The following is a 23,017-nucleotide window of genomic DNA, read 5'->3' on the forward strand; positions in this document are numbered from 1 at the left end:
TGGGCGGTTAACGGCTAGTGGTTAAGTGAATAGCCGATTGTGCCGTCATGTGATGCTGGGTGTTGCCTTATCGCCATGCTGCTTACGCTGCATAATGAACAGCGCTGCGCCAATCGCAAGGCCAGCAATATCGCTATAAATGCCGCCGTAAATCATAAACAGCGCACCGACCAGCATAACCACACGCTGTAAGGTATTTACCGGTCCAAAGAACCATGCTTGCACCATGCCTGAAAGCAAGATGATCCCCAGTGTGGCGGTCACCCCGACACGCAGTATTTGCATCGCGGAGCCTTCCATCAGCATGGCTGGGCTGTAGAAGAACATAAACGGCACGATAAACGCAGCAAGACCAATTTTGAACGAAGCGACCGATGTGCCCATGGGGTTATCCCCAGAAATACCGGCGGCGGCGTAAGATGCTAACGCCACTGGCGGCGTAATGGCCGACACGACCGCGAAGTAGAACACGAAGAAGTGTGCTACGAGCGGCTCGATACCGATATTGATCAGGCCGGGTGCCACCACCGATGCTGCTACCGCGTAGGCTGCCGTGGTCGGCATGCCCATGCCGAGCAGGATACTGATCAGCATGGCAAATACCAACGCCAATAGCTGGCTAACCCCGGCAAGGCCTAACAGCAGTGAAGAGAAGCGCGCGCCGACGCCCGTCAGTGATATAACGCCAACAATAAGGCCCGCGCAAGCACACACCGCGATGATCTGAATCGACATTATGCCCGCTAGTTGGAGGGCTCTCAAAATAGCCCGAATACCCATTTTATTGGGAGAGATCCAACTAACAACTGCCGCTGACGCGGTGGCTAGCGTGCCAGCACGAATGACGGAGTAGCCCATAAAGAGAGCGACAATAAGAATAATGATTGGCGCGAATAGATAGACTTGTTTAGCCAGCTTGGAGAATAGCGGGATTTCATCTTTACGCATGCCACGCATGCCTTTACGCGCTGCTTCAAAATCCACCATAAAGTAGATAGAGGCGAAGTAAAGAATGGCTGGAATGACCGCCGCAATCGCAATTTCTGTATAAGGAATGCCGGTGACTTCCGCCATGATAAAGGCGCCTGCCCCCATGATGGGCGGCATGATCTGACCACCCGTAGATGCCGCTGCTTCAATGGCACCCGCACTGCGCGCCGGATAGCCGACTTTTTTCATCAGCGGGATGGTAAGCGAGCCAGTCGATACCACGTTACCCGCTGATGTGCCGTTGATCATACCCATTAGGCCGGAAGCAAAAATAGATACTTTCGCCGGGCCGCCACGGGCACGGCCAGCGGCTGCGAATGCGAAGTTGACGAAGTAATCGCCTACTTTGGAGGCCTGTAAAAACGCCGCGAAAATAATAAACAAAATGATATAAGTCGATGATACCGCGGTCGTTGGGCCAAGGATGCCCGCGTCGGTATAGACCTGACTGAAGAAGCGCTGCACAGACAAGCCTGGGTAGCCTAGGAAGCCGGGCAGGTGCTGGCCAGCAAAGACATAGACCAAGAAAACCGCTGAAATAACCACCAGTGCTAAACCCGCCACGCGACGAGTAAGCTCCAGAATCAACAGTGAGCCCGCAATGGCCGCCCAGGAGATGCCGGGAGGAGCAAACGAGGTGCCTGTCGACATGCGCATATTGGTATTAAACGCCATCAGCAAGTAAGCAGCGCTGGCGATGGCGCAGACCATTAGAACGAGGTCAGCGGGATTAAAGCGGTGGCGTGCTTGGCGATAGAACCACGAGAGGGCAATCGCTGCAGCCGTGGTGGCTATCAGTGGGTAGCCGTAATGCAGTGTCTCAATACTGGGGTCGATGCGCATAGCACCGCCATTGAGTGTTTGCTGCATTAAGCCGACTTGTACAAGTGCATAGATCGCAGGCGCTAGGAGTGCATAGCTGGCCCACTTGAGCCATGCAGGGGAGGCTTGCTGATCATCTTCTGCAAAGCGAGCACCGGCAAACAGCCCGTACCCTAAAATTAGCGCACCGGCGATATGTACAATGCGAAACGACCAGGTTTCCATTGGGTACACATTGAGCGAAAACAGATGGAAGCTTGAATAGCCAATGGCCAGTGCGGCAAACAAAAAGAACTGCCAGCCAACAAACACACGGCGGTTGGACTCGACAACCTCTTCATCGACACCCTCGGCAATTGACTCGGGTATCGATGAAGCAGTTTGGGCGTCATCCTTGAGGCCGTTGGGGTCTTGATCGGTATTGTGACTCATCAGAGGTCACCCTCACAGCAAAAGCAAAAAAGAGGCGGTAGCGAACGCTGCCCCGCCCGGCCAGCGGAAAACAGGGCAGCGTGAAGAGGAACTTGGCTTAGTTGATCATGTCATCAGCAATGTCGTAGCCATTCTCTTCGTACCAGCGTGCAGCGCCCGGATGGAAGGGCAGCACTTTGTTGTGGACGATGTTTTCTGGAATGGTGGTTTCAGCGCTGCGGTGCACTGAGCGCATACGGTCATTGTTTTCCATCGTGGCTTTGGTGACTTCATAGATAAAGTCTTCCGGCAGATCACAACCCGCAATGGCGAAGTTCCACATAGACACAGCGCGTGCGTCTTCTTCCAGTGTGGTGTAAGTGCTTGCTGGGATAGTGAATTCAGCAACCGGGAAGGCGTCCAGGACGGTGGCCATCTCTTCTTCGGTAAACTCAATGATGTTCACATCGGTCTGTACTTCGAGTTGGCTAACGGCCGGAATCGGAATACCCGCTGCAAACGCGATCACATCCAGCAGGCCATCCTGCAGCTGACCACCTAAGTCAGACCAGCCGCCATTACGACGATCAAACTCAACGCCCAGCGTTTCGAGGATAGCGGGGAAGTAAGTGTCTGATGTAGAAGCGGCTGGGCCGAAGCCGATGCGCGCGCCATCAGGAATATCTGAGATGGATTCAATGCCTGAGCTTGAAAGAGCGGCAATAGAGAAAGGTGTTTCATACATCGGGAACAGCGCGCATACATTGTCCATTGCCAAGCCAGGCGCTAGCGGACTTTCACCGTTAACAGCGTCCGACGCTGGGCCCATCGTCGTTAGACCAAAGGCCATATCGCCGCTGTGTACAAGCGCTAGGTTTTGAGTCGGGCCGCCGGTGACTTCACCGCCACCTGAAACATCCAGCTCATCAGCAATAAAGTTAGCCCAGCCTGAGCCATAAACGAAGTAGGTGCCGCCCTGACTTGCGGTACCGACAGTGAAGTTATCGGGCCATTCTGAGCGGTCTGCTTGGGCAGTGCCTGCTACTAAAAGGGCACTACTGGCAAGAAGGGCGACGGTTTTAGGCATCATATTGCGCATGGCGAGATTTCCTAAGCTGTTATTGGGATTATCGTCTGGCGTGCTGGCACAGCCAGTGGCTTCAACGTTAAGCAATTTATATACAGCGATAGTCATGCCAATAGGCGGGCTGATTATTAAAATCAGCTACTTAAAGATTTCTTATTCAACTTTGGTTGAAACAAAAAAAGCGTTAAGTGTCTGGGGTTTCGCACACCATAGGTTAGTTGGTGTGTGGTTTTTCGCACACTTTTGTGAGTGAGGAGTGAGGAGTGAGGAGTGAGGAGTGAGGAGTGAGGAGTGAGGAATTGGTTGGCCCCCAACGTGGTGGAGGCTTAAATTGAAAGCGGTAGCATCAATGCTGGGAATAGGCGGTTAACGCTTAGGTTTGCCGGGATCGAGAATGCGTACTGGCTGTACATCCTGCGTTTTTTGCTCTTCGCGTACTTGGTTAACGCGGGTAGTCAGCTCTGGTGCCGTCTCATCTTCAATCGGCAACTGCTCGAAAAAATCGCAGTTAACGCATTCCCGGTAGCGAATGTTGTTTTGCTCCCAGGCGCGAATCCGGTCCATGGCCGCGCAGCGTGGGCAGGTTACCCCAGCAATAAAGCGTTTCACGCTCGACATAACAGGCTCCAAGGGCGCGGTAACAAGACAGATACCGCACCCGGTAATAGTGAAAATAAACCTCAGGCTGCGCGGATACCGCTATGGCGTAATAGTGGCTCTACGCTTGGTTCGCGGCCTCGGAAAGCGCGAAATAGCTCGGCGGCATCCCTCGCGCCGCCAGGTTCCAGAATTTCCTGGCGGAAGCGTTGGCCAGTGTTAGGGTCAAAAATCCCCGCTTCTTCGAACGCGCTCCAAGCATCGGCAGAGAGCACTTCCGCCCATTTGTAGCTGTAATAGCCCGCCGCATAGCCGCCCGCAAAAATATGGCTAAAGCTATTCTGGAAGCGGTTAAAGTCAACCGTCGGCACGACGGATGTGTGGCTACGTACGTCGTTCAATAGCGTTTGAACGTCGCTGGCGCTAGGTGCTTCCAACTCATGGTGCAGGCGCAAGTCGAATAATGAAAACTCTATTTGGCGCACCATCCCCATTGCTGACTGAAAGTTCTTGGCAGCCTGTAAACGCGCTAGCAGGTCAGCGGGCAGAGGCTCACCAGTATCAACGTGCTTGGCGATCAGGTCTAACCCTTCGCGTTCCCAGCAGTAGTTCTCCATGAATTGGCTGGGCAGTTCAACCGCATCCCAAGCAACACCGTTAATGCCAGAGATATCGGCGATGTCCTGTTTGGTCAGCATGTGATGCAAGCCGTGGCCGAACTCATGGAACAGCGTGGTGACTTCATCATGGGTTAGCAACGCGGGTTTATCGCCCACTGGGGCGGTGAAGTTGCAGGTCAGAAACGCCACTGGTAGTTGTAGGCCATTTTCAGTTTGACGACGTACTCGGCAATCCGCCATCCACGCTCCGCCCCGCTTGTTTTCGCGAGCGTACAAATCCAAATAGAAACCGGCGATCGGCTTACCTTGTTCGCTAATGCGGAAATATTGAACATCGTTGTGATAGCTAGGCGCATCAGGCGCTGCTTCCACGCGAACACCGTAAAGACGTTCGACTACCTGGAACAGCCCATCTACCACCTGTGGCGCAGGGAAGTAAGGACGAAGCTGCTCTTGTGAGATGGCGTGGCGGGCTTCGCGCAGCTTTTCGCTGGCATAAGACACATCCCACGGCTCAAGCGTTTCAAGCCCTAATTCTTCACGGGCATAGTCGCTGAGCTCCGCGACTTCTTCCTTGGCCTGGGGAACGGCGCGGCGAGCTAAGTCATTCAAAAACTCAAGCACTTGTTCGGGGGAATCGGCCATCTTAGTGGTGAGCGAGTAATCGGCGTAGGTATTAAAGCCAAGCAGGTGGGCGAGCTCTTGGCGGAGTGCCAAAATCTCTTCAAGAACGGGAGCGTTATCGAACTTACCTGTGTCTGGGCCTTGATCGGAAGCACGCGTGACAAACGCGGTGTATACCTCTCGCCGCAACTCTCGGTTGTCGGCATAACTGATAATAGGGAAAAAGCTCGGGAAATCGAGGGTGATGCGATACCCATCGACGCCTTTTGCCTGGGCGGTTGCTTTTAGCGTATCAAGCGCGCTTTCCGGCACGCCGGTGAGTTCATCAAGATGACCAATATCCTTATGCCAAGCTTGGGTAGCATCGAGCACGTTGTTTGAAAACTGATTGGATAGGCTGGAGAGACGCGCTTGAATCTCGCCGTAGCGAGCCTTTTTGTCTGCAGGTAAATCAACCCCAGCTAAGCGGAAATCACGTAAAGCGTTTTCTACTGTGCGCTGCTGAGCAGGCGTTAGCGTTGCCCATTCATCACCCTGCTTAAGCGCTTGCCAGCCTTTAAAGAGACCTTCGTGTTGTCCCATCCAGGTGCTAAACGCCGAGAGTTTTTCCAAACATGCTTGATAAGCCTCCCGCAGCTCGGCTGTGTTCATCGTGCCGTTGAGATGCGAGATGGGCGACCACGCTTGGGTAAGCCGGTCATTAACAGCCTCTAGCGGCACAGCAAAGTTATCCCAACGTGGTGGCGCTGTAGCGGCCTGTTGAGCGAGTCGGTCGATGACTTCTCGGCTTTCATTCAGCAGCGTTTCTACCGCAGGCACGACGTGTTCGGCGCGAATGTCAGCGAAAGGGGGAAGCTCGTGCGGCTCTAGCAACGGATTGCGGGACATAGGCACCTCGTAGGCATTAATTTTTTAACTCGCAACGTTTTTAATACGTTAGGGGCGCATAAAAACGCAATAATAATGACACAGTGCGGGCGGTGAGGCCGTGTTTCAATGTCTGGGCTGAATACTGTGGCTTACACCAGGGTTTGGCCTGGGCGTAAGCGCCTGCTAGTCTTGCCGCCTTTTAGTGTCGCCAACTAGTGCCACCAATGGCAGGAGCAAGTGATGAGTGAAACGCTGGAGCGCTGGGGGTCAAAGCGGGCCTTTATCTTAGCGGTAACGGGAGCTGCAGTTGGGCTGGGTAATATTTGGCGTTTCCCGTACGTTGCAGGCGAGAACGGTGGTGCGGCATTTTTATTGATCTATGTGGCGTTTGTACTGCTGTTAGGTATCCCCGTAATGATGGCCGAGATTTTAATTGGTCGGGCAGGGCGTCGTGGGCCAATGCAAGCGCTAAGTAGACTGGCCGTTGAAGCAGGTGCTACTCGACACTGGCGCTGGTTAGGGTTGTTTGGCGCATTCACCGTCTTCTGTATTTTATCGTTTTACTCGGTGGTGTCAGGTTGGTCGATTGAGTTTTTAGTCGCTTCAATAAACGGGGATTTCGATGGCGCAAGCGCAGCAGAAATAGGCGCGGGTTTCGAGGCGTTTCTGGCAAACCCAGGCCTGTTGATTTTTAACCACTCGTTGTTCCTATTTATGACCATGACGGTGGTGGCAGCGGGTGTTGCCAAAGGCCTAGAGAGGCTGAACAACCTATTAATGCCGCTGCTGTACGGTTTATTGTTGCTACTGGCTGGTTACGCCACAACCACTGACGGATTTGGTACAGCGCTTTCATGGCTGTTTTTACCGTCGTTTGGCGATGTAACGGCCACAGTGGTGTTGCATGCCATGGGGCATGCGTTTTTTACCCTGGCAGTGGGGGCCTGCGCGCTAATGGCTTACGGGGCTTATATGCCTGATGAGCAGAGCCTGCCGAAAGCTGCGTTTGCAGTTGCAATGCTCGATATCAGCGTCGCCTTGTTAGCAGGGATTGCGATCTTTTCGGTGGTATTTGCCCAAGGTATGGACCCCGCTGACGGCCCAGGGTTGATGTTTGTGACGCTGCCTATTGCTTTTTCTGAGCTGCCTTGGGGAGCGTTTTGGTTAAGTGTGTTCTTTTTATTGCTCTTATTGGCTACCTGGACCTCAGCGATTAACCTCGCTGAACCCATGGTGGCGACGTTGCAAGGGCTTGGATGGCGGCGCAGTGTGTCAACGGCCGTCGTAGCGCTGAGTGTATGGCTGTTGGGACTGCTTTCGGCGTTTTCGTTTTCTACTCTCGCCGACTTCAGGCCGTTGTTCGGACGCAATGTGTTTGAGCTAGTCAGTAGTATTCCGCCTGATATCTTCCTGCCTTTGGGTGGATTGTTAATTGCGGTCTTTGCTGCTTGGGTAATGCCCCGCGAGCAGGTTGTACAAGCATTGGGTGTTGGGGAGAGTGGCTATGTACTCTGGCGTAATATTGTACGCTGGGTGTCGATTCCGCTGACGTTTATTGTTTTGCTCGGCGGGTTGCTATAGTCCTTGAATATTTGAATCCAATAGCGTTAAGCAGGAGTGTGCAATGAGCAATGCCCTACGACCCTTTCAAGGTATTTCGCCTCGCCTTGGCGAGCGGGTTTATGTCGACCCCGCTAGCGTGGTGATTGGTGATGTAGAGCTGGGCGATGACTGTTCGGTGTGGCCGATGACGGTGATTCGGGGTGATATGCACCGGATTCGCATTGGCGCTCGCACTAGCGTGCAGGATGGCAGCGTGCTGCATATTACCCATGCCAGCGACTTCAATCCTGACGGCTTTCCACTGACGATTGGTGATGATGTCACCATTGGCCATAAAGCGATTTTGCATGGCTGTACGCTGGGTAGTCGCATTTTGGTGGGTATGGGGGCGATTGTGATGGATGGGGCGGTTGTCGAGGATGAGGTGATTATTGCTGCTGGCGCGGTAGTCACGCCAGGCAAACGTTTGGAAAGTGGCCATGTATACGCTGGAAACCCGGCGAAAGCATTGCGTCCACTTAAAGATAAAGAGCGCGCTTTCTTTCCTTACACGGCAGGTAACTACGTTAAGTTAAAAGATCAGTTCCTCGCCCAGTAAATTTTCTAATGTAGGTGCTAAGCAGTTGGCCTAACACTCTTTTTTCTTAAATAGTCATGTTGCGGCAGCCAAAAGTCTGGTAATTTATCCAGTTTTCCAGGATGCCGCGCTATGGCGAATTTTCGCACGCATATTACGGTAGCAGCAGCAGGCGGTGTGCTAGTGGCTTGTGTCGGCTGGCAGGCTGAGTGGTGGCCAGCGACTCAAGCGCTATTAATTATTGCCCTGGTAGCCTTTGGCGGTATTTTACCCGACATAGATGCCGATCGTTCTCGCTCTATCCGTTTGATTTTTAATCTTTTATCGGTGCCTTCGCTGGTGCTTGGTGTGTTGCTGTTGCAGCCCTGGTTAACACCCGGTTTGTTGCTAGTGGCGTGTGGTGGCATTTACGTTAGCGTGCGTTATTTTGCGGCGGTGGTGTTCTCACGGCTAACGGTTCATCGAGGTATTTGGCACTCATTGATGGCGGCTGTGCTGTGCGCGCTGGTGACTGCCGCGTTCAGTTTTCATTTGCTGGCACAGCCGGCTTGGTTGGCCTGGTGCCATAGTGCAGCGGTACTGCTAGGATTTATCATTCACTTGAGCCTGGACGAGCTTTTCAGCGTGGACCTAGAAGGTGCGCGGTTAAAACGCTCTTTTGGAACCGCGCTAAAGCTGGGCGATGGTCGTCGCCCACTCTCGAACGTCTTTATGCTGATTGCGCTATTTACCTTGGTGCCTTGGGTGCCGCCGTGGGACGTGTTGATTGAGTTGTTTCATCAAGGGTCGCTGCTATGGCGATAATCGTCAGCGCTTAAACTGTGTTTTTTGAGTTTGTCATAGAAGGTTTTGCGGGGTATTCCCAGGTGACGGCATACGTCGGTTACGCGCCCATGATGACGGGACAGGGATTGGCTAATCAGGCTCTTTTCAAATAGCTCTACCTGGCGCGGCAAGGTTGGCTCTTCGGTGTCGGCGTTGGCCCCTTCCAGTAGCGCATCCAGGCGGTAGTCAAAGGCTGCTCCCAGTAACACATAACGCTCAGCAAGGTTACGCAGTTCGCGAACATTACCAGGCCAGTCGTGAGCCAGCAGGGCGGCTATTGAATGGCTGCCCAGGGTGGGCGCTTCTAAACCGCTACGGTTGGCAGCGACCACGGCGAAATGCTGGAACAGCAGCGGAATGTCCTCACGCCGTTCGCGTAGCGCGGGCAGTGGCAGGGTAACCACGTTGAGTCGATAGTAGAGATCTTCGCGAAAGCTACCCTCTTCAGCAGCGACTTTGAGATCCACTTTGGTGGCCGCAATCACTCGTATATTGAGTGGCACCGTCTCGTTGGCCCCTAGGCGCTCGACGCTACGCTCTTGCAATACGCGCAACAGCTTCACCTGAAGTGCCAATGGCATTGATTCGATTTCATCCAGGAACACGGTGCCACCATTGGCATGCTCGAATTTACCAATTCGCCGTTCTACAGCGCCGGTAAAGGCGCCTTTCTCATGGCCAAACAGTTCTGACTCTATGGTGTTTTCTGGTACTGCGCCGCAGTTGATCGCCATAAACGGGCTATTGCGCCGGGCGCTACGTTCATGAATGGCGCGGGCGACAAGGTCTTTTCCAGTGCCGGTTTCGCCAAATAGCAGCACATCGGCTTCTACTTGGCTGATGCGCTGAATCATTGCTGCCAGACGAGAAATCACGGGTGTGCGGCCTACAAGGCGTGGCCCAAGAGCTGCCTGCTGAACCTCAAGCTCGGCCTTTAAGCGTAAATTTTCTAGGCTCAGCTGGCGCTTTTCGATTCCTCGCCTCACGACATCGAGTAGCTGATCCCCAGCAAAAGGCTTTTCCAGAAAATCCCAAGCACCTGCGCGCATCGCCTCGACCGCGGTTGAGATGTCACCGTGGCCAGTGATTAAGATAATCGGCAGTGTGGCATCACGGCTGTGTAATTCATGTAATAGCGCCATACCGTCCATTCCAGGCATGCGAATATCACTCACGATTACGCCGGGAAAGTTTGCTGGTAGTGCCTCAAGCGCTTGTTCTGCAGACTCAAAACAGTGAGGCGTGTAGCCAGCGAGTTCGAGTGTTTGGCTGGCGGTGATACGCAGGTGCGGTTCGTCGTCGATCACCATGACCGGCAGCGTCGACGGCTCATGCATGGTTGTTACTCTCCTTGACTGAGTATGGCGGCAGTACGTTAGGTGTTGTTGAACAGGGTAGCGTAATGATGAATCGTGCCCCGCCAGAGGGCTGATTCGCTACCTGCAACTTGCCGCCCAGATCCTCCATAATACGTGAGGAAATCGAAAGTCCTAGCCCTAATCCGCTACCGGGTGCTTTGGTGGTGAAGAAGGGTTCGAAAATTTGGCCCAAGTGGTTTTCCGCAACACCTGGGCCATTATCGGCAACGCTGATCATCACTTGCTGTTGTGCGATTTCGACACTTAGCGTCAGCATGGGTGATGCTACCTCTTTCATGGCCTGTAACGCGTTACTGATCAGATTCACCAGTACTTGCTCCAGGCGGACTAAATCACCCTCAACCCAAAGCGTTTCCTCGGGCCATTGTTGGACTACCTCGATGCCATCATCGCGTAAGCGGCTGTGAAATAAACGCAGGGCGTACTCAATACAGGCTTGCACAGAGATTGTTTCCTGGCGCTCGCTACTCTTACGAGAGAACTGGCGCAACTGAGCGCTAATATCGGCCATGCGCTGGGTAAGCTCGACAATTTGCGCTAGGTTGGCGTCCGCTTTATCTACCCGCGCCAGTTCAATAAACCGCCGGCCATTTTCAGCGTAAGCGCGAATAGCCGCTAATGGCTGATTTAACTCGTGATTAATACCGGCAGCCAATTGACCCAATACCGCAAGCTTTGCTGCCTGGATCAGCTCATCTTGGGTTTGGCGTAGATTAGCTTCTGCTCGCCGCCGCTCTTCTATTTCACCAGAAAGCCGCTGATTACTGGCGACTAAATCACGTGTTCTTCGTTCTACGCTAACCTCTAGCTCATCGCGTACCCTGGCTAAGGTCTGTCGTTCGCGCTCTGCAAATGCTTCGCGCTCTCGGCGTAAACGCATGCGTTGCCAACCAATGCCGCCGCCCAGGGCTATCACGCCATATAAGCCTCCCGCCATCAGCGCCGCAATCCACTGGGCGTTCACTACGGGGGTGAGTGGTTTTAAAATATGCATTTGCCAGCCAAACTCTGGGATGGGGCGCGTAAGGCTTAAATAGTGCCCACCGGTTAGTGGGCCGCTAGCAAAGCTAACGAGATAGCTATCGGATCCGTAAGGGGCTTCAATCTCAATGCCGGAAGGCGTTAAAGGCTCCATTGCATAGCGTCGGGTTGCCCGTAGGGTGTCACGTTGGTCGTCAGTGAGAGGATGGAGGGCATTCATGCGTAGCTCAGGGTGGCTGGCCATGAAGATAATATTGTCGCTATCGGTGACAAACAGCTCAGCGTCCTGTTCCGCCCAACCCTCTTCAACATCGTCGAGCAGCACTTTGACGACGATAACGCCGTCGGGTTTTGCATCGGGCGAGGTGTCATCAAGCCACACCGGCGCAGAAAAGTAGTAACCACGTTCAAGTGACTGTACGCCTAAGCCAAAGAAACGCCCCTGCCCCCCGGTAATGGCGTCGGTGTAGTAGCTGCGAAACGCGTAGTTTTGACCAATGAATGTATTGGGGCGGTGCCAGTTGCTGGCAGCGATGGTATCAGCGTTACGGTTAAGCAAATAGACATCAGAGACCCCAGAGGTAAAGCGAAAACGGTCAAGCAGTAAGTTGAGCGGCATGGGGTCTTGGCTGTCTGGGGAGTCTAAAAAACGTTGTACGCCTTCCCTGGTCGCCAGCATTTGTGGCAAATAATCATAGCGCAGCAGGTAACCGTTTAAGTTGGCGGCAGAAAGCCGCAGCTCGTTTTCGGCATCGTCTTGTAAGTTTGATAGCGCCTGCTCACGGGCCAGTTGAGCGGCTTGCCACATGCATAGCAACAGCCCTAGCGGAATCGCGATCAGCCAGAGTAGCCGCCAGCGATAGTCTGAAAGGCGGGGTAAGCGACTCATGCGGGTGTGCTACTAGTACCTTGGGCACGACGCAGGGCTCGCTGGGCGCGTGTTTCCGCTCTGGCCATCTCGAGAAGACCTTCCTCAACGTATACTAGGTGCTCGTGCGCCCGGCTGCGGGCATCTTCAGCACGGCCTTCTAAAATCGCATCTAGCAGGGCGCGGTGCTGCTTCATTAACTGCGAGCGCGAGTCGGGCTTTGCAAAAAGATGGGCGAGGTTATCAACGATGCTCTGCTCTAATAAATGAAAAATTCCTCGAATAGTGTGAAGTAACAGTACGTTATGAGCGGCTTCTGCAATAGCGAGGTGGAAGGCGGCATCCAGCTTTGCTTCCTGGGCGGGGTTGGCACCCACAAATCCACCGTCAAGTTCTTCAAAGCGCTGGATTAATACCGCTTTGTCCGCTGGCGTCGAGCGTAACGCGGCGTAATAAGCCGAAATGCCTTCCATCGCATCGCGAAATTCAAGCAAATCCAAATGAAATTCGTTGTGTCGGGAAAGCATCTCCAGCAAAGGGTCGGTGTAGCCGCTGTTGAGCGTTTCATTCACGAAGGTACCACCCCCTTGGCGGCTGGTAAGCAGGCCTCGTGCGGCAAGCTTTTGGATGGCTTCACGTAGAGAGGGGCGCGACACGCCAAAACGTTCAGCAAGCTCTCTTTCTGGTGGCAGGCGCTGACCAGGCTTGAGGCTACCTTCAAGAATCATTGCCTCAAGGCGCTCGGTAATCACATCAGCCAAGCGCTGCTGGCGGAGCGGTGGATAAGTCATTAGTGCAGATCCTCATAATTGGTAAGACCAATAGTAGGGGCTTTAATGGTTTGTCTCAACAGTAAAAGGCTAGCAAATTGGTGACTATTGGCACCGCTTGTTTGTTTTATAACTAAAGTATATGGCCAAAATACGCCGTGGTGCGTGATGCGCGTTTGACACGACTGCGGCGCCTCATTACTGTTGATGCAAATTTTTTGTAAATTGGTAAAACCAATTTTATCTAGGGCGTTTAACACTGACGCTTCGATGACCGTTTATAGATAGTACTTATCGATAGTGCATCTGTTTATTGCATAGGGCCTGCCATGATCATTTCATCACCGACGGACTACCGCCTAGCTGCCAAGCGTCGTATCCCCCCGTTTCTGTTTCACTATGCTGATGGTGGGTCATACGCAGAGCATACGTTGCGGCACAATGTTGAAGACCTAGCGGGTATCGCGTTGCGGCAACGGGTGTTGAAGGATATGTCGTCGCTATCGCTGGAAACCGAGCTGTTTGGTGAAAAGATGGCAATGCCTCTTGCCTTGGCGCCGGTGGGGCTAACAGGCATGTACGCTAGGCGTGGTGAAGTCCAGGCAGCACGGGCAGCGACCAATAAGGGCATACCGTTTACGTTATCGACGGTCTCCGTATGCCCAATTGCAGAAGTGGCAGCGGCAGTGGAGCGGCCCATCTGGTTTCAGCTTTATGTATTGAAGGATCGGGGCTTTATGAAGCACGTGCTTGAGCGTGCTAAGGCGGCAGGGGTTAAAACATTAGTCTTCACCGTTGATATGCCTGTGCCTGGTGCGCGTTATCGCGATGCCCATTCGGGCATGAGCGGCAAAAGCGGGCCTATAAAACGGATGCTTCAAGCTGCGTTGCATCCTCTTTGGGCTTGGGATGTCGGTGTGAATGGTCGCCCGCATGACCTAGGCAACGTGTCTGATTATCGTGGTCAGCCGACGGAGCTTGAAGATTATATTGCCTGGCTTGGCGATAACTTTGATCCCTCTATTTCCTGGAAAGATCTGGATTGGATTCGTGAGCAGTGGGATGGCCCAATGGTTATTAAGGGCATACTGGATGCTGATGATGCCCGTGATGCAGTCCGCTTTGGGGCTGATGGCATTGTAGTTTCAAACCACGGTGGCCGTCAGTTGGATGGCGTGCCTTCTACCGCGCGTGCCCTGCCTGCTATTGCAGATGCAGTTAAGGGTGATTTAGCCATTCTGGCTGATTCTGGTGTGCGTAATGGTTTGGATGTAGTAAGGATGATTGCCATGGGCGCAGATACAGCATTGATTGGTCGCGCCTTTATCTATGCGCTTGCAGCAGCAGGTGAGGCGGGAGTTGCTAACCTGCTTGAGCTTTTCGAAAAAGAGATGAAGGTGGCGATGACGCTCACCGGTGCGCGAACAATTGCTGATCTCAGCACCGAGTCATTAGTGCCTGACTCAATTCCTGCGCTTACTTAAATAGAGGGGATGCTACTGCTGGCATTAGGGTAATAGACGAATGTTGGAGTTTTTTTACAAAACCACTTGCCAAGACGGCAGCGAATCCGTAAAGTACGCATCCGCTGCCGGGGACGCACAGCGTTACCAGCGGTGATTGAAGGTGAAAACCTTCGGTTTGTCAGAGGGTTAGAAGAACTCAGCAGCAACATGCTTCGATGTCGCTACTGACCGCGCTGTTCTCCTGGCGGGTGGCCTTTATCGCGCTTGGCCTTGCAGCTGTGCCTTTTGCGGCGCTGGCATTCGTGATCAAACCACAATCGCATTCGGTAGTCGTTGTCACGAAGCCCAAGCCCAAAGCCCCCTTGCTTGTACCGGGGGCCTTGGGTGCTCTGATCGCAATGGGTTTTGGGCTTGGCGGTGGCATCGGCATTTTTACGCTAATCGGTGAGCGCTTGCGCGATGTTGCCGGGTACGGAACAGGCATCATCGGATTGACGTACGTCTTGCTCGGGGTCCTCAGTATGGCGGGCAATTTCATGATGCCCGTGATGATTTCATGCCTCGGCGATGGGCGGCGCGTCATGCGCATCGCCCTAGTTATATGCTTGGTCATGAATGTAATGGTATTTTCAGTAGCAAGCGCACTGCCATGGTCCTTGCTAATTGCATTGCCGTTATGGGCGCTTGCGGGGGGAGTGGGCTCTCCCGCCCTGCAATACCACATCGCCAGACTGGCTCCCGCACGACGCGGAGCTCTGATCGCTCTAGGCATGAGCCTGATGCACATCGGGATAGCCCTATCGGCCAGTCTGGCCGGTATCGGCTATGCCAATGGGTCGCTTTGGGTTGCAGCCCTTGGAACGGTTCTGTTTGGCGTGGCCATCATGGTGCTTCGACCGCTTGTCAATTCCGGCGTGGTGGGGCAACCCGAATAGCGGCGAGGTATGGCTAAAGTGTCCGTACGCCGCTCAGGCTCCTTAATATTGTTTGTGCCCAGTTAGGCTATAGCCTAACTGGGCGTCAGTCGTTCGACACCAAAACGTCAGTTTAGGGTTCTTATTGATTATAATTGACGCTAGTCTGCTTGGGTATTAGAGCCTTTCCTGACACTCTGGCATAGGGGGATGCTTTGCGCGGTCAACGGATTGGTTATGTTCGGGTTAGCAGTCTCTATCAGAATCCAGAACGACAGCTCGAACAGGTCGCGGTCGATCGGGTGTTCACTGAAAAGGCGTCCGGGAAAGATGTTCATCGGCCCGAACTGGAGCAATTGATCGCTTTTGTGCGTGAAGGCGATACTGTCGTGGTTCATAGCATGGACCGCTTGGCGCGTAACCTCGACGATTTGCGTCGTCTGGTCCAGACCCTGACTGAGCGCGGTGTCCGCATCGAGTTTATTAAGGAGAATCTCACTTTCACCGGCGAAGCGTCGCCAATGGCCAACCTGATGCTATCCGTCATGGGCGCATTCGCAGAGTTTGAGCGCTCGTTGATTGGCGAGAGACAACGCGAAGGCATCGCCCTGGCGCGAAAGCGTGGGGCGTATAGAGGGCGTAAGAAGGCCCTCTCTCCGGACAGGGCTGCTGAGCTTCGGCGGCGAGTCGCGAGTGGCGAACAGAAAGCAAAGTTGGCCCGAGAATTTGGTATCAGCCGCGAGACGCTCTATCAATATCTGAAAGGGGATGCCTGATCATGCCACGTCGCCGCCTGTTGACTGCCACCGAGCGAGAAAGCCTGCTTACATTCCCGGCGACCGATGATGAACTCATCCGACACTACGCGTTATCAGAGTCCGACCTGTCGGTAATCCGTCAGCGGCGCGGACAGCACAACCGGTTCGGTTTCGCGCTGCAACTGTGTTATCTGCGCCATCCCGGCATCGCGCTGCCGCCCGATGCCGTACCGCCCGCATCCTTGCTGGAGCTCATTGGCCAACAGTTGGATATCGAGCCCGACATTTGGCCACAGTATGCCCAACGGCCCGAAACCCGACGTGAGCACTTGGTAGAATTGCAGGCGTGGTTGAATCTATCACCGTTCAGCCATGTCGATTATCGACGCCTCATTGATCCGATCGCTGAACTCGCCCAACAAACGGATCGGGGTCTCGTGTTGGCTGAAGCGCTGGTCGAGATGTTACGACAGCAGCGCATCATCTTGCCGTCGCTGGATGTGATCGAGCGAATGTGTAGCGAAGCACTTACTCTCGGTACCCGCCTCGTATATGAAGCTCTGACCTCATTATTAACTGATCAGCATCGCCACGCTTTTGATCAGCTTCTGGCGATCCACAAGGAAATGTCGAGAAGTGTTCTGGTCTGGCTGCGCCAGTCGCCCGGTCCGCCCAGGCCCAAGCATATTCTCGCTCACCTTGAACGATTGCAGACTGTTCGCGGTCTGGAAATCCCGTCTGGGCTAGAACACACCATTCACCAGAATCGTCTGCTGAAACTGGCGCGCGAAGGCGGACAGATGACCGCCCAGCATCTGCGCGACTTGGAGCCGACCCGCCGCTACGCGACACTTGTGGCCATCATCCTCGACACACGAGCGACACTGACTGACGAGATTATCGACCTGCACGATCGTTTCATGGGCTCGTTGCTCAACAAAGCCAAGCGCAAGCACGCGGAACAATTCCAGCGCTCCGGCAAGGAGATCAACAATAAGGTACGCCTCTATTCGCGTATTGGGCGTGCGCTTATAGATGCCAAACAGTCCGGCAGCGATCCGTTTGCTGCCATCGAAGCGATCATGCCCTGGGCGGTGTTCAGCGAAAGCATAACAGAGGCGGAACGGCTAGCGCAGTCGGAGGACTTCGATTACCTCGCTTTGATCAGCAGCGGCTTCAACACGCTCCGACGCTACACACCGACATTCTTGGAAGCATTGGATATGAAGGCTGCGCCAGCTGCACGCGAGTTACTTGCCGGCATCGAATTGGTGAAAGACATGAACCAGCGCCAGGCGCGTAAAGTGCCAGACGGCGCGCCGACCAGCTTCGTGCGCAAACGCTGGGAAGGCCTCGTGTTTACAGCGGACGGGCTCGATCGACGTTTCTATGAGTTGTGCGTGTTTTCCGAGCTCAAGAACGCCCTGCGCTCGGGCGACATATGGGTTCAAGACTCGCGGCAGTTCAAGGATTTTGAGGACTATCTGCTGCCGCCTGTGCGTTTTGCCGATCAGCGCGAGCATCAGAGTCTCGGACTGTCGGTCGAAACCAGCTGCGAAACCTACCTGGAATCGCGATTAGCACTATTGGACCACGAGCTGGACAGCGTTGAGCGCTTAGCTGCCGTTGACGCGCTACCGGATGCGGGTATTACGTCCGCCGGGCGCCTCAAGGTAACGCCACTAAATAAAGCAGTACCCGACAAAGCTGATGCTTTGATGCAACAGGCCTACTGTCGGTTGCCGCACCTCAAGATCACCGAGCTATTGCTGGAAGTCGATGATTGGACTGGTTTTACACAGCATTTCAAACACCTCAAAAGTAGCGCGCTCGCAAACGATAGACAACTCCTTCTCACCACGATTCTGGCAGACGCAATCAATTTTGGCCTGTCCAAAATGGCCGAATCCTGTCCTGGGACCACTTACGCCAAGCTGAGTTGGCTACAAGCATGGCACATCCGCGATGAGACCTATTCAGCCGCGCTGGTTGAGGTGGTCAACGCGCAGTTTCGTCAACCGTTCGCGGCTTATTGGGGCACCGGCACTACTTCATCATCGGACGGACAAAATTTTAAAGCCGGTGGTCCGGGCCAATTCGCCGGTCATGTGAATCTCAAGTACGGTCAGGAACCCGGTGTGCAGTTCTACACTCATATCTCCGATCAGTACGCGCCATTCCACACAAAGGTCATCAACGCCACGGTGCGCGATGCCACCTATGTCTTGGACGGCTTGCTCTATCACGAATCGGACCTGCGTATAGAAGAACACTACACGGATACGGCCGGATTTACCGATCATGTTTTTGCGCTGATGCAGATGCTCGGCTACCGCTTTGCGCCGCGTATTCGAGATCTGGCCGACCGGAGGCTATATATCCACGGCGACGCCAAGCGATATCCCACGCTCGCGGGAATGATTGGTGGCCGCGTCAACGTCAAGCACATCCGGGCGCATTGGGACGAAATTCTGCGACTGACCGCATCCATCAAACAGGGCACGGTAACTGCCTCGCTAATGCTCCGGAAACTCAGCAGTTATCCGCGCCAGAACGGGCTGGCCGTGGCGTTACGTGAGCTAGGTCGAATCGAGCGCACCTTATTCGCACTCGATTGGATGCAAAACGTCGAGTTGCGTCGTCGCGTGCAGGTGGGTTTGAATAAGGGTGAGGCCAAGAACGCTTTGGCCCGCGCGGTCTTCTTGAATCGGCTGGGTGAAATCCGCGACCGCAGCTACGAGAACCAGCGCTACCGTGCGAGCGGACTCAATCTCGTGGTGAGCGCCATTATTCTCTGGAACACGGTCTATATAGAGCGAGCCATTGAAGCACTGCGCGAATCCGGGCAGGACATCGACGACACGCTGCTGTCGCACCTATCGCCGTTGGGCTGGGAGCACATCAATCTGACCGGCGATTACATCTGGCAGCAGGATAAGCGGGTCGAGCGCGGTCGCTTTCGGCCACTACGGACACCACGAGAGGCTTAGCGTACGATTTTTTCCGTTTCGTGAGTTGACCCCATGATCAACGGTTAATCGGATGGGACCGGAACTTTCAATACGTCTTCCTGGCCCAACGGATGCATGAACTGACTGATGGCGCACCGCCAGCGTTGTCTTTCGACAGCCTGCACTCACAACTTGTATGTGCCCAGGCTGGCCACGGTATCGCCCTTCTTCCGGATTTCGCTGCCAATGCAGCAGGGCTGGTGCGGGTCTTGCCGCAGGTGAGCTATGAGCAGGACCTCTGGCTCATGCGTCACTGTGACACCGAAAACAGTCCATATTCAGGGGAAATCTGCTCAGCCATTAAAGGGATCCTTCAAAACAAGTCCAAGTAGGCTACCCTTGAGCAGCACCCCGAACCCGACTTTTGCGGCACAGATCACCGAACTGCGAATGACAGGCCGCTGAACTCAGTTATGAAAAACGACAGCTGACCCGTGCGTAACCAATGATCATAGGAAAGGCACCTAATCGGTTCATAGATAGTTGTACGAGCTCTTGTGCCTTAAAACAAGCGAGTTGAGGATTTTTGGCGGATGCATTGACAACGTTCAACAAACGGTCGTTTGTTCTCTATGATGTGCTCGACTAAATTCAATTCTTTACACCTGAAAGGGAATATAAACTTTTTGTCATGTAGTCGGTGATGGTGATCGAAGAGGAATCTATGCAGCCTAAACAGAAAAGTCTTGAAGATATGCCTAATCAAGCATGCACAGCAGGTAAAAACCAGCAAAAAATCGAGCTGGATCAAAAGCTAGAGCGACTGAGCAGAGTCGCATATATCAGTATATTAGCTTTAGATATGTGGGAAGACAAAGACGTTGCTATTGCCTGGCTTGCTCGACCAAACCAGGCGTTGGATGGTCAAATTCCTATAGAGCTTTGCAAAGCTGAGTCTGGTTCGAAGCAGGTTCAGCGAGTGTTACTTGCTTTGGAGTGGGGCGGCCTTGCATAACGGACTCTTTTGATCGTAAGTGCTGAAGGCAGACACAACCTCTCATCAAAGCTAAAAAAAGGACCCTATGGTAGAGAAAAATACGATTGAAGTACTAGAGACTGCTATACGGCTCTGCATTACTGGCTCAGATTTGGTTTCATGAAGAGCCTATAGACGTGTTCGCTTACAAGATAGCCGAATATTTGGTGGTTTCTGATTGATCAGCCGAACTTATGTTCTATCTGCAGTCGTTATAAGCTGGGGCAACCTGATAACCTTCAAGCGGAAGGCGGTGTAAAAAAGGGAATGGTCGCTATTTTAGTCAGATTACGGCCAAAAGCGGTCTTTTCAGTGTCACTGATATAGCGCTCAGTTCTGCTACGGCAGAAATGAAGCGTGCTTTGCTTTATTGTCTGAACGCTGCTAGTAAGTAAAGCAAAATATGCGCAGTACTGACCGTTAGACTATAACCTTTTGTTATGATTCATATTCTTTGAATATCCAGAAATGCATTCCCAACATCCTCTTGATAGTCTTCCATAATTTTCATGAGAACAATATGATCTATCGTGGGCTCTAACGCTAATAAAGCACATGTTATTTGACATAAACTAATAGCAGTTGCGTGCGCAGGATCTGTCATTCCTGAATTACTCTGACCAACAAGCAGAATATCTTCTTTGGCTTCACATAGACCAAGACGACTTCTCATTCCCTTTGAGCCCGCATGTACGTTCTGACTAGCCCATTTCGCATGTGATCCAAGCCGACATCCTTTTCTATCGCAGTGAACCCTACACGCCTATGATTGGGAAATATATTTGAAGCCCACCCGTAGTGATCCCCAAACTTCTTTCCATAATGCGCAATAACCTTATCGTATTCCAATTTGCAACTATCTATTTCCTCTTGTGAGGCGGCTTTTGCCTGGAGCCTGTCTTCATACTTTTTGTGTTCAAGCATCCCATCGTATGAATCAACAATATCATGAAAATAAAATCTTTCAGCACACTCCTGCCCGTGCTTTACTATAAACATTGCTGTTGCATTGACTTCATGTAGCGCTCTCCACCTTGCATGAGCTGCATCAGCAAAACCAGACTTAAGAAGATGCAGAATTTCTTGAGCTATATGGCAAGCTCTTGCATGATGCCGGACGGCAATATCGAATACTAAATCATTATCCTCTACAGCAGTTGCTCGATACGATGAATTAAATTCTTCTCCTGCTTCAGTACAAATCACAATGTGGGTTTCAAGTAAATCAAATGCTTTAGACCAACGTTTAATATTACGTGCTTCGAATTCTCTGGCTAGAGCTCTGTGTTCCTCCAGCATCTTCTTTGTCGATTTTTTAAGGGTGCCTTTAATTAACTTCACTGTCTCCGGTGTTACATTAGCTATTATCTGCTTAATATCAATTTGGCCTGCTTGTTCTGGATTAGCCACTATCAGATCATTGAGTTTTTTAAAAAAGCTTTCTGTAATTCTTCCACTCAATACTCCTTAAGATTCATAACAGGCATTAGACTACGCACACCCCGATTGAATGAACTTGCCGACAAATGCATCATCCACTCTAAGTCATTAATATGCATATTTTTTAATTTATACTAGACAATGTATCCAGATTTAACTCGCCCAACTTCATTTTCGCACATCCGTTTTGGGTCGAGCCCCGACTGTAAATTAACCTTAGCACATTAGGGGCATGAATTGAGCCATTCTGTGACCTCCACCTGATGGAGGAACATGCCATGAACGTTGTGACTGAAATCGCCCGTACACCTACACCTTGGAATAAAGGCAAACTAGTTGGGCAGAAGGCGCCTCTGCGCCTTCGAGATATCTGGGCCATACGTGTGCGCCTACAGCTTGCCAAAAAGGCGAGAGGCCTTGCCCTCTTCAATTTAGCCATTGATAGCAAGTTACGTGGCTGCGACCTTGTCAATTTACGAATACGAGATATAGCCCATGGTACGTGCATATCACCACGTGCCATCGTGATGCAGCAAAAAACGCATCGACCTGTCCAGTTCGAAATAACGGAGCAAACCCGAAACGCAATTGAGGACTGGATACAGCTGGCTCAACTCAGAAGCGAAGATTTCTTATTTCCCAGCCGAATCAATAGCGCAAAGTATCTGTCCACGCGCCAATATGCCCGTATCGTGAAAGCCTGGGTCACCGAAATAGGTTTAGATGCGTCTATCTATGACACGCACACGATGCGCCGCACCAAAGCCTCGCTGATATACCGTCGCACTAAAAACCTAAGAGCAGTGCAGCTGCTCTTGGGTCACACGAAGCTGGAAAGCACCGTTAGATATCTAGGGATAGAGGTAGATGATGCGTTGGAAATGGCAGAACAGACAGAGGTTTGATAAAGATAAACGACGGCCTATTTCGAGCCGTCGTTTTCCGGCCAGTAACAGACGATAAGTATTCCCGAACGATCAACGGCCTCGATGACATGCTGGGCAGCACCATTTGCATCCATCAACTCTTCCACCAAACTTCGTTCGTGCAGCTGCTGTCGCCGGGCCGCAGGAAGCATGGATACCCAAAGGCACACGATTGTGGTCGGCTGGGGGATGCGAGCATCCAGTCGTATGAACTTCGTGATTTCCATTCTCATCTGTATTCAAATTCGCGTAGTACCGTGGCATTTTTTCACCTTTTCAACCTAGTGGCGAACAGCGAAGAATTAAGATTCAGTCGTTGCGTAATAACCAAATTTGATAGTGTTCTGTTGCATTATTTCCATCAGTATATACCTAAAACATTCATTATTCGGCCAGAAGTGGGCTTTTAGGCGATACTGATGTAACGCATCAAACAGCGGCGCAGCCTTGCTGCTTCCTTCTGCTTTGATTGGTTATGCTCTGACTTGCTTGGCAAGCCCTTTTTTCACTTTTAATGCAGCAATTTTTTTCGCGACAGCCAA

18 protein-coding genes are annotated in these 23,017 nt (G+C 52.5%); 10 read left to right on the plus strand and 8 right to left on the minus strand.

The features are described from left to right. Nucleotides 1-45: 45 nt before the first annotated feature. From CEK60_RS00090 to prlC, 4 genes are all read right to left on the minus strand, one after another. Entirely contained in the window at nucleotides 46-2,244 is a 2,199-nt protein-coding gene (locus CEK60_RS00090; protein ID WP_089037285.1) for a TRAP transporter permease, read from the minus strand. A gap of 97 nt (nucleotides 2,245-2,341) precedes the next feature. Then, nucleotides 2,342-3,322: a TAXI family TRAP transporter solute-binding subunit gene (locus tag CEK60_RS00095; protein ID WP_089037286.1), complete on the minus strand. Its 981-nt coding sequence runs from the start codon at nucleotides 3,320-3,322 to the stop codon at nucleotides 2,342-2,344. Between the two features lie 354 nt (nucleotides 3,323-3,676). Then, a complete protein-coding gene (locus tag CEK60_RS00105) occupies nucleotides 3,677-3,928 on the minus strand; it encodes a YheV family putative zinc ribbon protein (protein ID WP_089037288.1) in 252 nt (83 codons plus the stop codon). A gap of 62 nt (nucleotides 3,929-3,990) precedes the next feature. After that, a complete protein-coding gene (gene prlC, locus CEK60_RS00110; protein ID WP_089037289.1) occupies nucleotides 3,991-6,039 on the minus strand; it encodes an oligopeptidase A in 2,049 nt (682 codons plus the stop codon). 222 nt (nucleotides 6,040-6,261) lie between these two features. On the opposite strand from prlC, the gene CEK60_RS00115 reads away from it, so the two are divergent. The 3 genes from CEK60_RS00115 to CEK60_RS00125 all read left to right on the plus strand — a co-directional run bounded on the left by CEK60_RS00115 (nucleotide 6,262) and on the right by CEK60_RS00125 (nucleotide 8,965). Next, a complete protein-coding gene (locus tag CEK60_RS00115) occupies nucleotides 6,262-7,602 on the plus strand; it encodes a sodium-dependent transporter (protein ID WP_089037290.1) in 1,341 nt (446 codons plus the stop codon). A 43-nt stretch (nucleotides 7,603-7,645) separates the two neighbouring features. After that, the gene (locus tag CEK60_RS00120; protein ID WP_089037291.1) at nucleotides 7,646-8,182 is read left to right on the plus strand and encodes a gamma carbonic anhydrase family protein; all 537 of its coding nucleotides are present in this window, start codon (nucleotides 7,646-7,648) and stop codon (nucleotides 8,180-8,182) included. 111 nt (nucleotides 8,183-8,293) lie between these two features. Then, a complete protein-coding gene (locus tag CEK60_RS00125; RefSeq protein WP_089037292.1) occupies nucleotides 8,294-8,965 on the plus strand; it encodes a metal-dependent hydrolase in 672 nt (223 codons plus the stop codon). On the opposite strand, the gene CEK60_RS00130 is transcribed toward CEK60_RS00125, so the two are convergent. The 3 genes from CEK60_RS00130 to CEK60_RS00140 are packed head-to-tail and all read right to left on the minus strand — an operon-like array spanning nucleotide 8,941 to nucleotide 13,005. Next, the gene (locus CEK60_RS00130; RefSeq protein ID WP_089037293.1) at nucleotides 8,941-10,323 is read right to left on the minus strand and encodes a sigma-54-dependent transcriptional regulator; all 1,383 of its coding nucleotides are present in this window, start codon (nucleotides 10,321-10,323) and stop codon (nucleotides 8,941-8,943) included. The genes CEK60_RS00125 and CEK60_RS00130 overlap by 25 nt on opposite strands. After that, entirely contained in the window at nucleotides 10,316-12,235 is a 1,920-nt protein-coding gene (locus tag CEK60_RS00135; protein ID WP_089037294.1) for a sensor histidine kinase, read from the minus strand. Before CEK60_RS00135 ends, CEK60_RS00130 begins: the two co-directional genes overlap by 8 nt. Further along, entirely contained in the window at nucleotides 12,232-13,005 is a 774-nt protein-coding gene (locus tag CEK60_RS00140) for a GntR family transcriptional regulator (protein ID WP_009724995.1), read from the minus strand. Before CEK60_RS00140 ends, CEK60_RS00135 begins: the two co-directional genes overlap by 4 nt. 308 nt (nucleotides 13,006-13,313) lie before the next feature. On the opposite strand from CEK60_RS00140, the gene lldD reads away from it, so the two are divergent. From lldD to CEK60_RS00175, 6 genes are all read left to right on the plus strand, one after another. After that, nucleotides 13,314-14,468 carry an FMN-dependent L-lactate dehydrogenase LldD gene (gene lldD, locus CEK60_RS00150; RefSeq protein WP_089037296.1) on the plus strand — a complete coding sequence of 385 codons (1,155 nt, stop codon included), beginning with the start codon at nucleotides 13,314-13,316 and terminating at the stop codon, nucleotides 14,466-14,468. Between the two features lie 197 nt (nucleotides 14,469-14,665). Further along, nucleotides 14,666-15,385: an MFS transporter gene (locus CEK60_RS00155; RefSeq protein WP_089037297.1), complete on the plus strand. Its 720-nt coding sequence runs from the start codon at nucleotides 14,666-14,668 to the stop codon at nucleotides 15,383-15,385. A 194-nt stretch (nucleotides 15,386-15,579) separates the two neighbouring features. After that, nucleotides 15,580-16,140 (plus strand): recombinase family protein, encoded by a 561-nt coding sequence (locus CEK60_RS00160; protein ID WP_089037298.1) that lies wholly within the window; start codon nucleotides 15,580-15,582, stop codon nucleotides 16,138-16,140. Nucleotides 16,141-16,142: 2 nt separating this feature from the next. Then, complete coding sequence (locus CEK60_RS00165; RefSeq protein ID WP_089037299.1) at nucleotides 16,143-19,112, plus strand: Tn3 family transposase; 2,970 nt, start codon at nucleotides 16,143-16,145, stop codon at nucleotides 19,110-19,112. A 47-nt stretch (nucleotides 19,113-19,159) separates the two neighbouring features. Next, nucleotides 19,160-19,465 (plus strand): LysR substrate-binding domain-containing protein, encoded by a 306-nt coding sequence (locus tag CEK60_RS00170; RefSeq protein WP_089037300.1) that lies wholly within the window; start codon nucleotides 19,160-19,162, stop codon nucleotides 19,463-19,465. 332 nt (nucleotides 19,466-19,797) lie between these two features. Next, nucleotides 19,798-20,088 (plus strand): MbcA/ParS/Xre antitoxin family protein, encoded by a 291-nt coding sequence (locus CEK60_RS00175; protein ID WP_198361432.1) that lies wholly within the window; start codon nucleotides 19,798-19,800, stop codon nucleotides 20,086-20,088. Between the two features lie 690 nt (nucleotides 20,089-20,778). On the opposite strand, the gene CEK60_RS00180 is transcribed toward CEK60_RS00175, so the two are convergent. After that, a complete protein-coding gene (locus CEK60_RS00180; RefSeq protein WP_198361433.1) occupies nucleotides 20,779-21,570 on the minus strand; it encodes a DUF5677 domain-containing protein in 792 nt (263 codons plus the stop codon). Nucleotides 21,571-21,827: 257 nt separating this feature from the next. On the opposite strand from CEK60_RS00180, the gene CEK60_RS00185 reads away from it, so the two are divergent. Further along, a complete protein-coding gene (locus CEK60_RS00185) occupies nucleotides 21,828-22,454 on the plus strand; it encodes a tyrosine-type recombinase/integrase (protein WP_089037302.1) in 627 nt (208 codons plus the stop codon). Nucleotides 22,455-23,017: the final 563 nt, after the last annotated feature.

Source organism: Halomonas sp. N3-2A, from assembly GCF_002216165.1.
Taxonomy (GTDB): Bacteria; Pseudomonadota; Gammaproteobacteria; order Pseudomonadales; family Halomonadaceae; genus Vreelandella.

What these genes read in the sequence shown, in the direction of transcription:
- lldD (WP_089037296.1), top strand. Translation starts at nt 13,314, where the DNA reads ATGATCATTTCATCACCGACGGACTACCGCCTAGCTGCCAAGCGTCGT.
- CEK60_RS00125 (WP_089037292.1), top strand. Translation starts at nt 8,294, where the DNA reads ATGGCGAATTTTCGCACGCATATTACGGTAGCAGCAGCAGGCGGTGTG.
- CEK60_RS00185 (WP_089037302.1), top strand. Translation starts at nt 21,828, where the DNA reads ATGAACGTTGTGACTGAAATCGCCCGTACACCTACACCTTGGAATAAA.
- prlC (WP_089037289.1), bottom strand. Translation starts at nt 6,039, where the DNA reads ATGTCCCGCAATCCGTTGCTAGAGCCGCACGAGCTTCCCCCTTTCGCT.
- CEK60_RS00140 (WP_009724995.1), bottom strand. Translation starts at nt 13,005, where the DNA reads ATGACTTATCCACCGCTCCGCCAGCAGCGCTTGGCTGATGTGATTACC.
- CEK60_RS00135 (WP_089037294.1), bottom strand. Translation starts at nt 12,235, where the DNA reads ATGAGTCGCTTACCCCGCCTTTCAGACTATCGCTGGCGGCTACTCTGG.
- CEK60_RS00105 (WP_089037288.1), bottom strand. Translation starts at nt 3,928, where the DNA reads ATGTCGAGCGTGAAACGCTTTATTGCTGGGGTAACCTGCCCACGCTGC.
- CEK60_RS00090 (WP_089037285.1), bottom strand. Translation starts at nt 2,244, where the DNA reads ATGAGTCACAATACCGATCAAGACCCCAACGGCCTCAAGGATGACGCC.
- CEK60_RS00120 (WP_089037291.1), top strand. Translation starts at nt 7,646, where the DNA reads ATGAGCAATGCCCTACGACCCTTTCAAGGTATTTCGCCTCGCCTTGGC.
- CEK60_RS00115 (WP_089037290.1), top strand. Translation starts at nt 6,262, where the DNA reads ATGAGTGAAACGCTGGAGCGCTGGGGGTCAAAGCGGGCCTTTATCTTA.
- CEK60_RS00165 (WP_089037299.1), top strand. Translation starts at nt 16,143, where the DNA reads ATGCCACGTCGCCGCCTGTTGACTGCCACCGAGCGAGAAAGCCTGCTT.
- CEK60_RS00095 (WP_089037286.1), bottom strand. Translation starts at nt 3,322, where the DNA reads ATGCGCAATATGATGCCTAAAACCGTCGCCCTTCTTGCCAGTAGTGCC.
- CEK60_RS00155 (WP_089037297.1), top strand. Translation starts at nt 14,666, where the DNA reads ATGTCGCTACTGACCGCGCTGTTCTCCTGGCGGGTGGCCTTTATCGCG.
- CEK60_RS00175 (WP_198361432.1), top strand. Translation starts at nt 19,798, where the DNA reads ATGCAGCCTAAACAGAAAAGTCTTGAAGATATGCCTAATCAAGCATGC.
- CEK60_RS00130 (WP_089037293.1), bottom strand. Translation starts at nt 10,323, where the DNA reads ATGCATGAGCCGTCGACGCTGCCGGTCATGGTGATCGACGACGAACCG.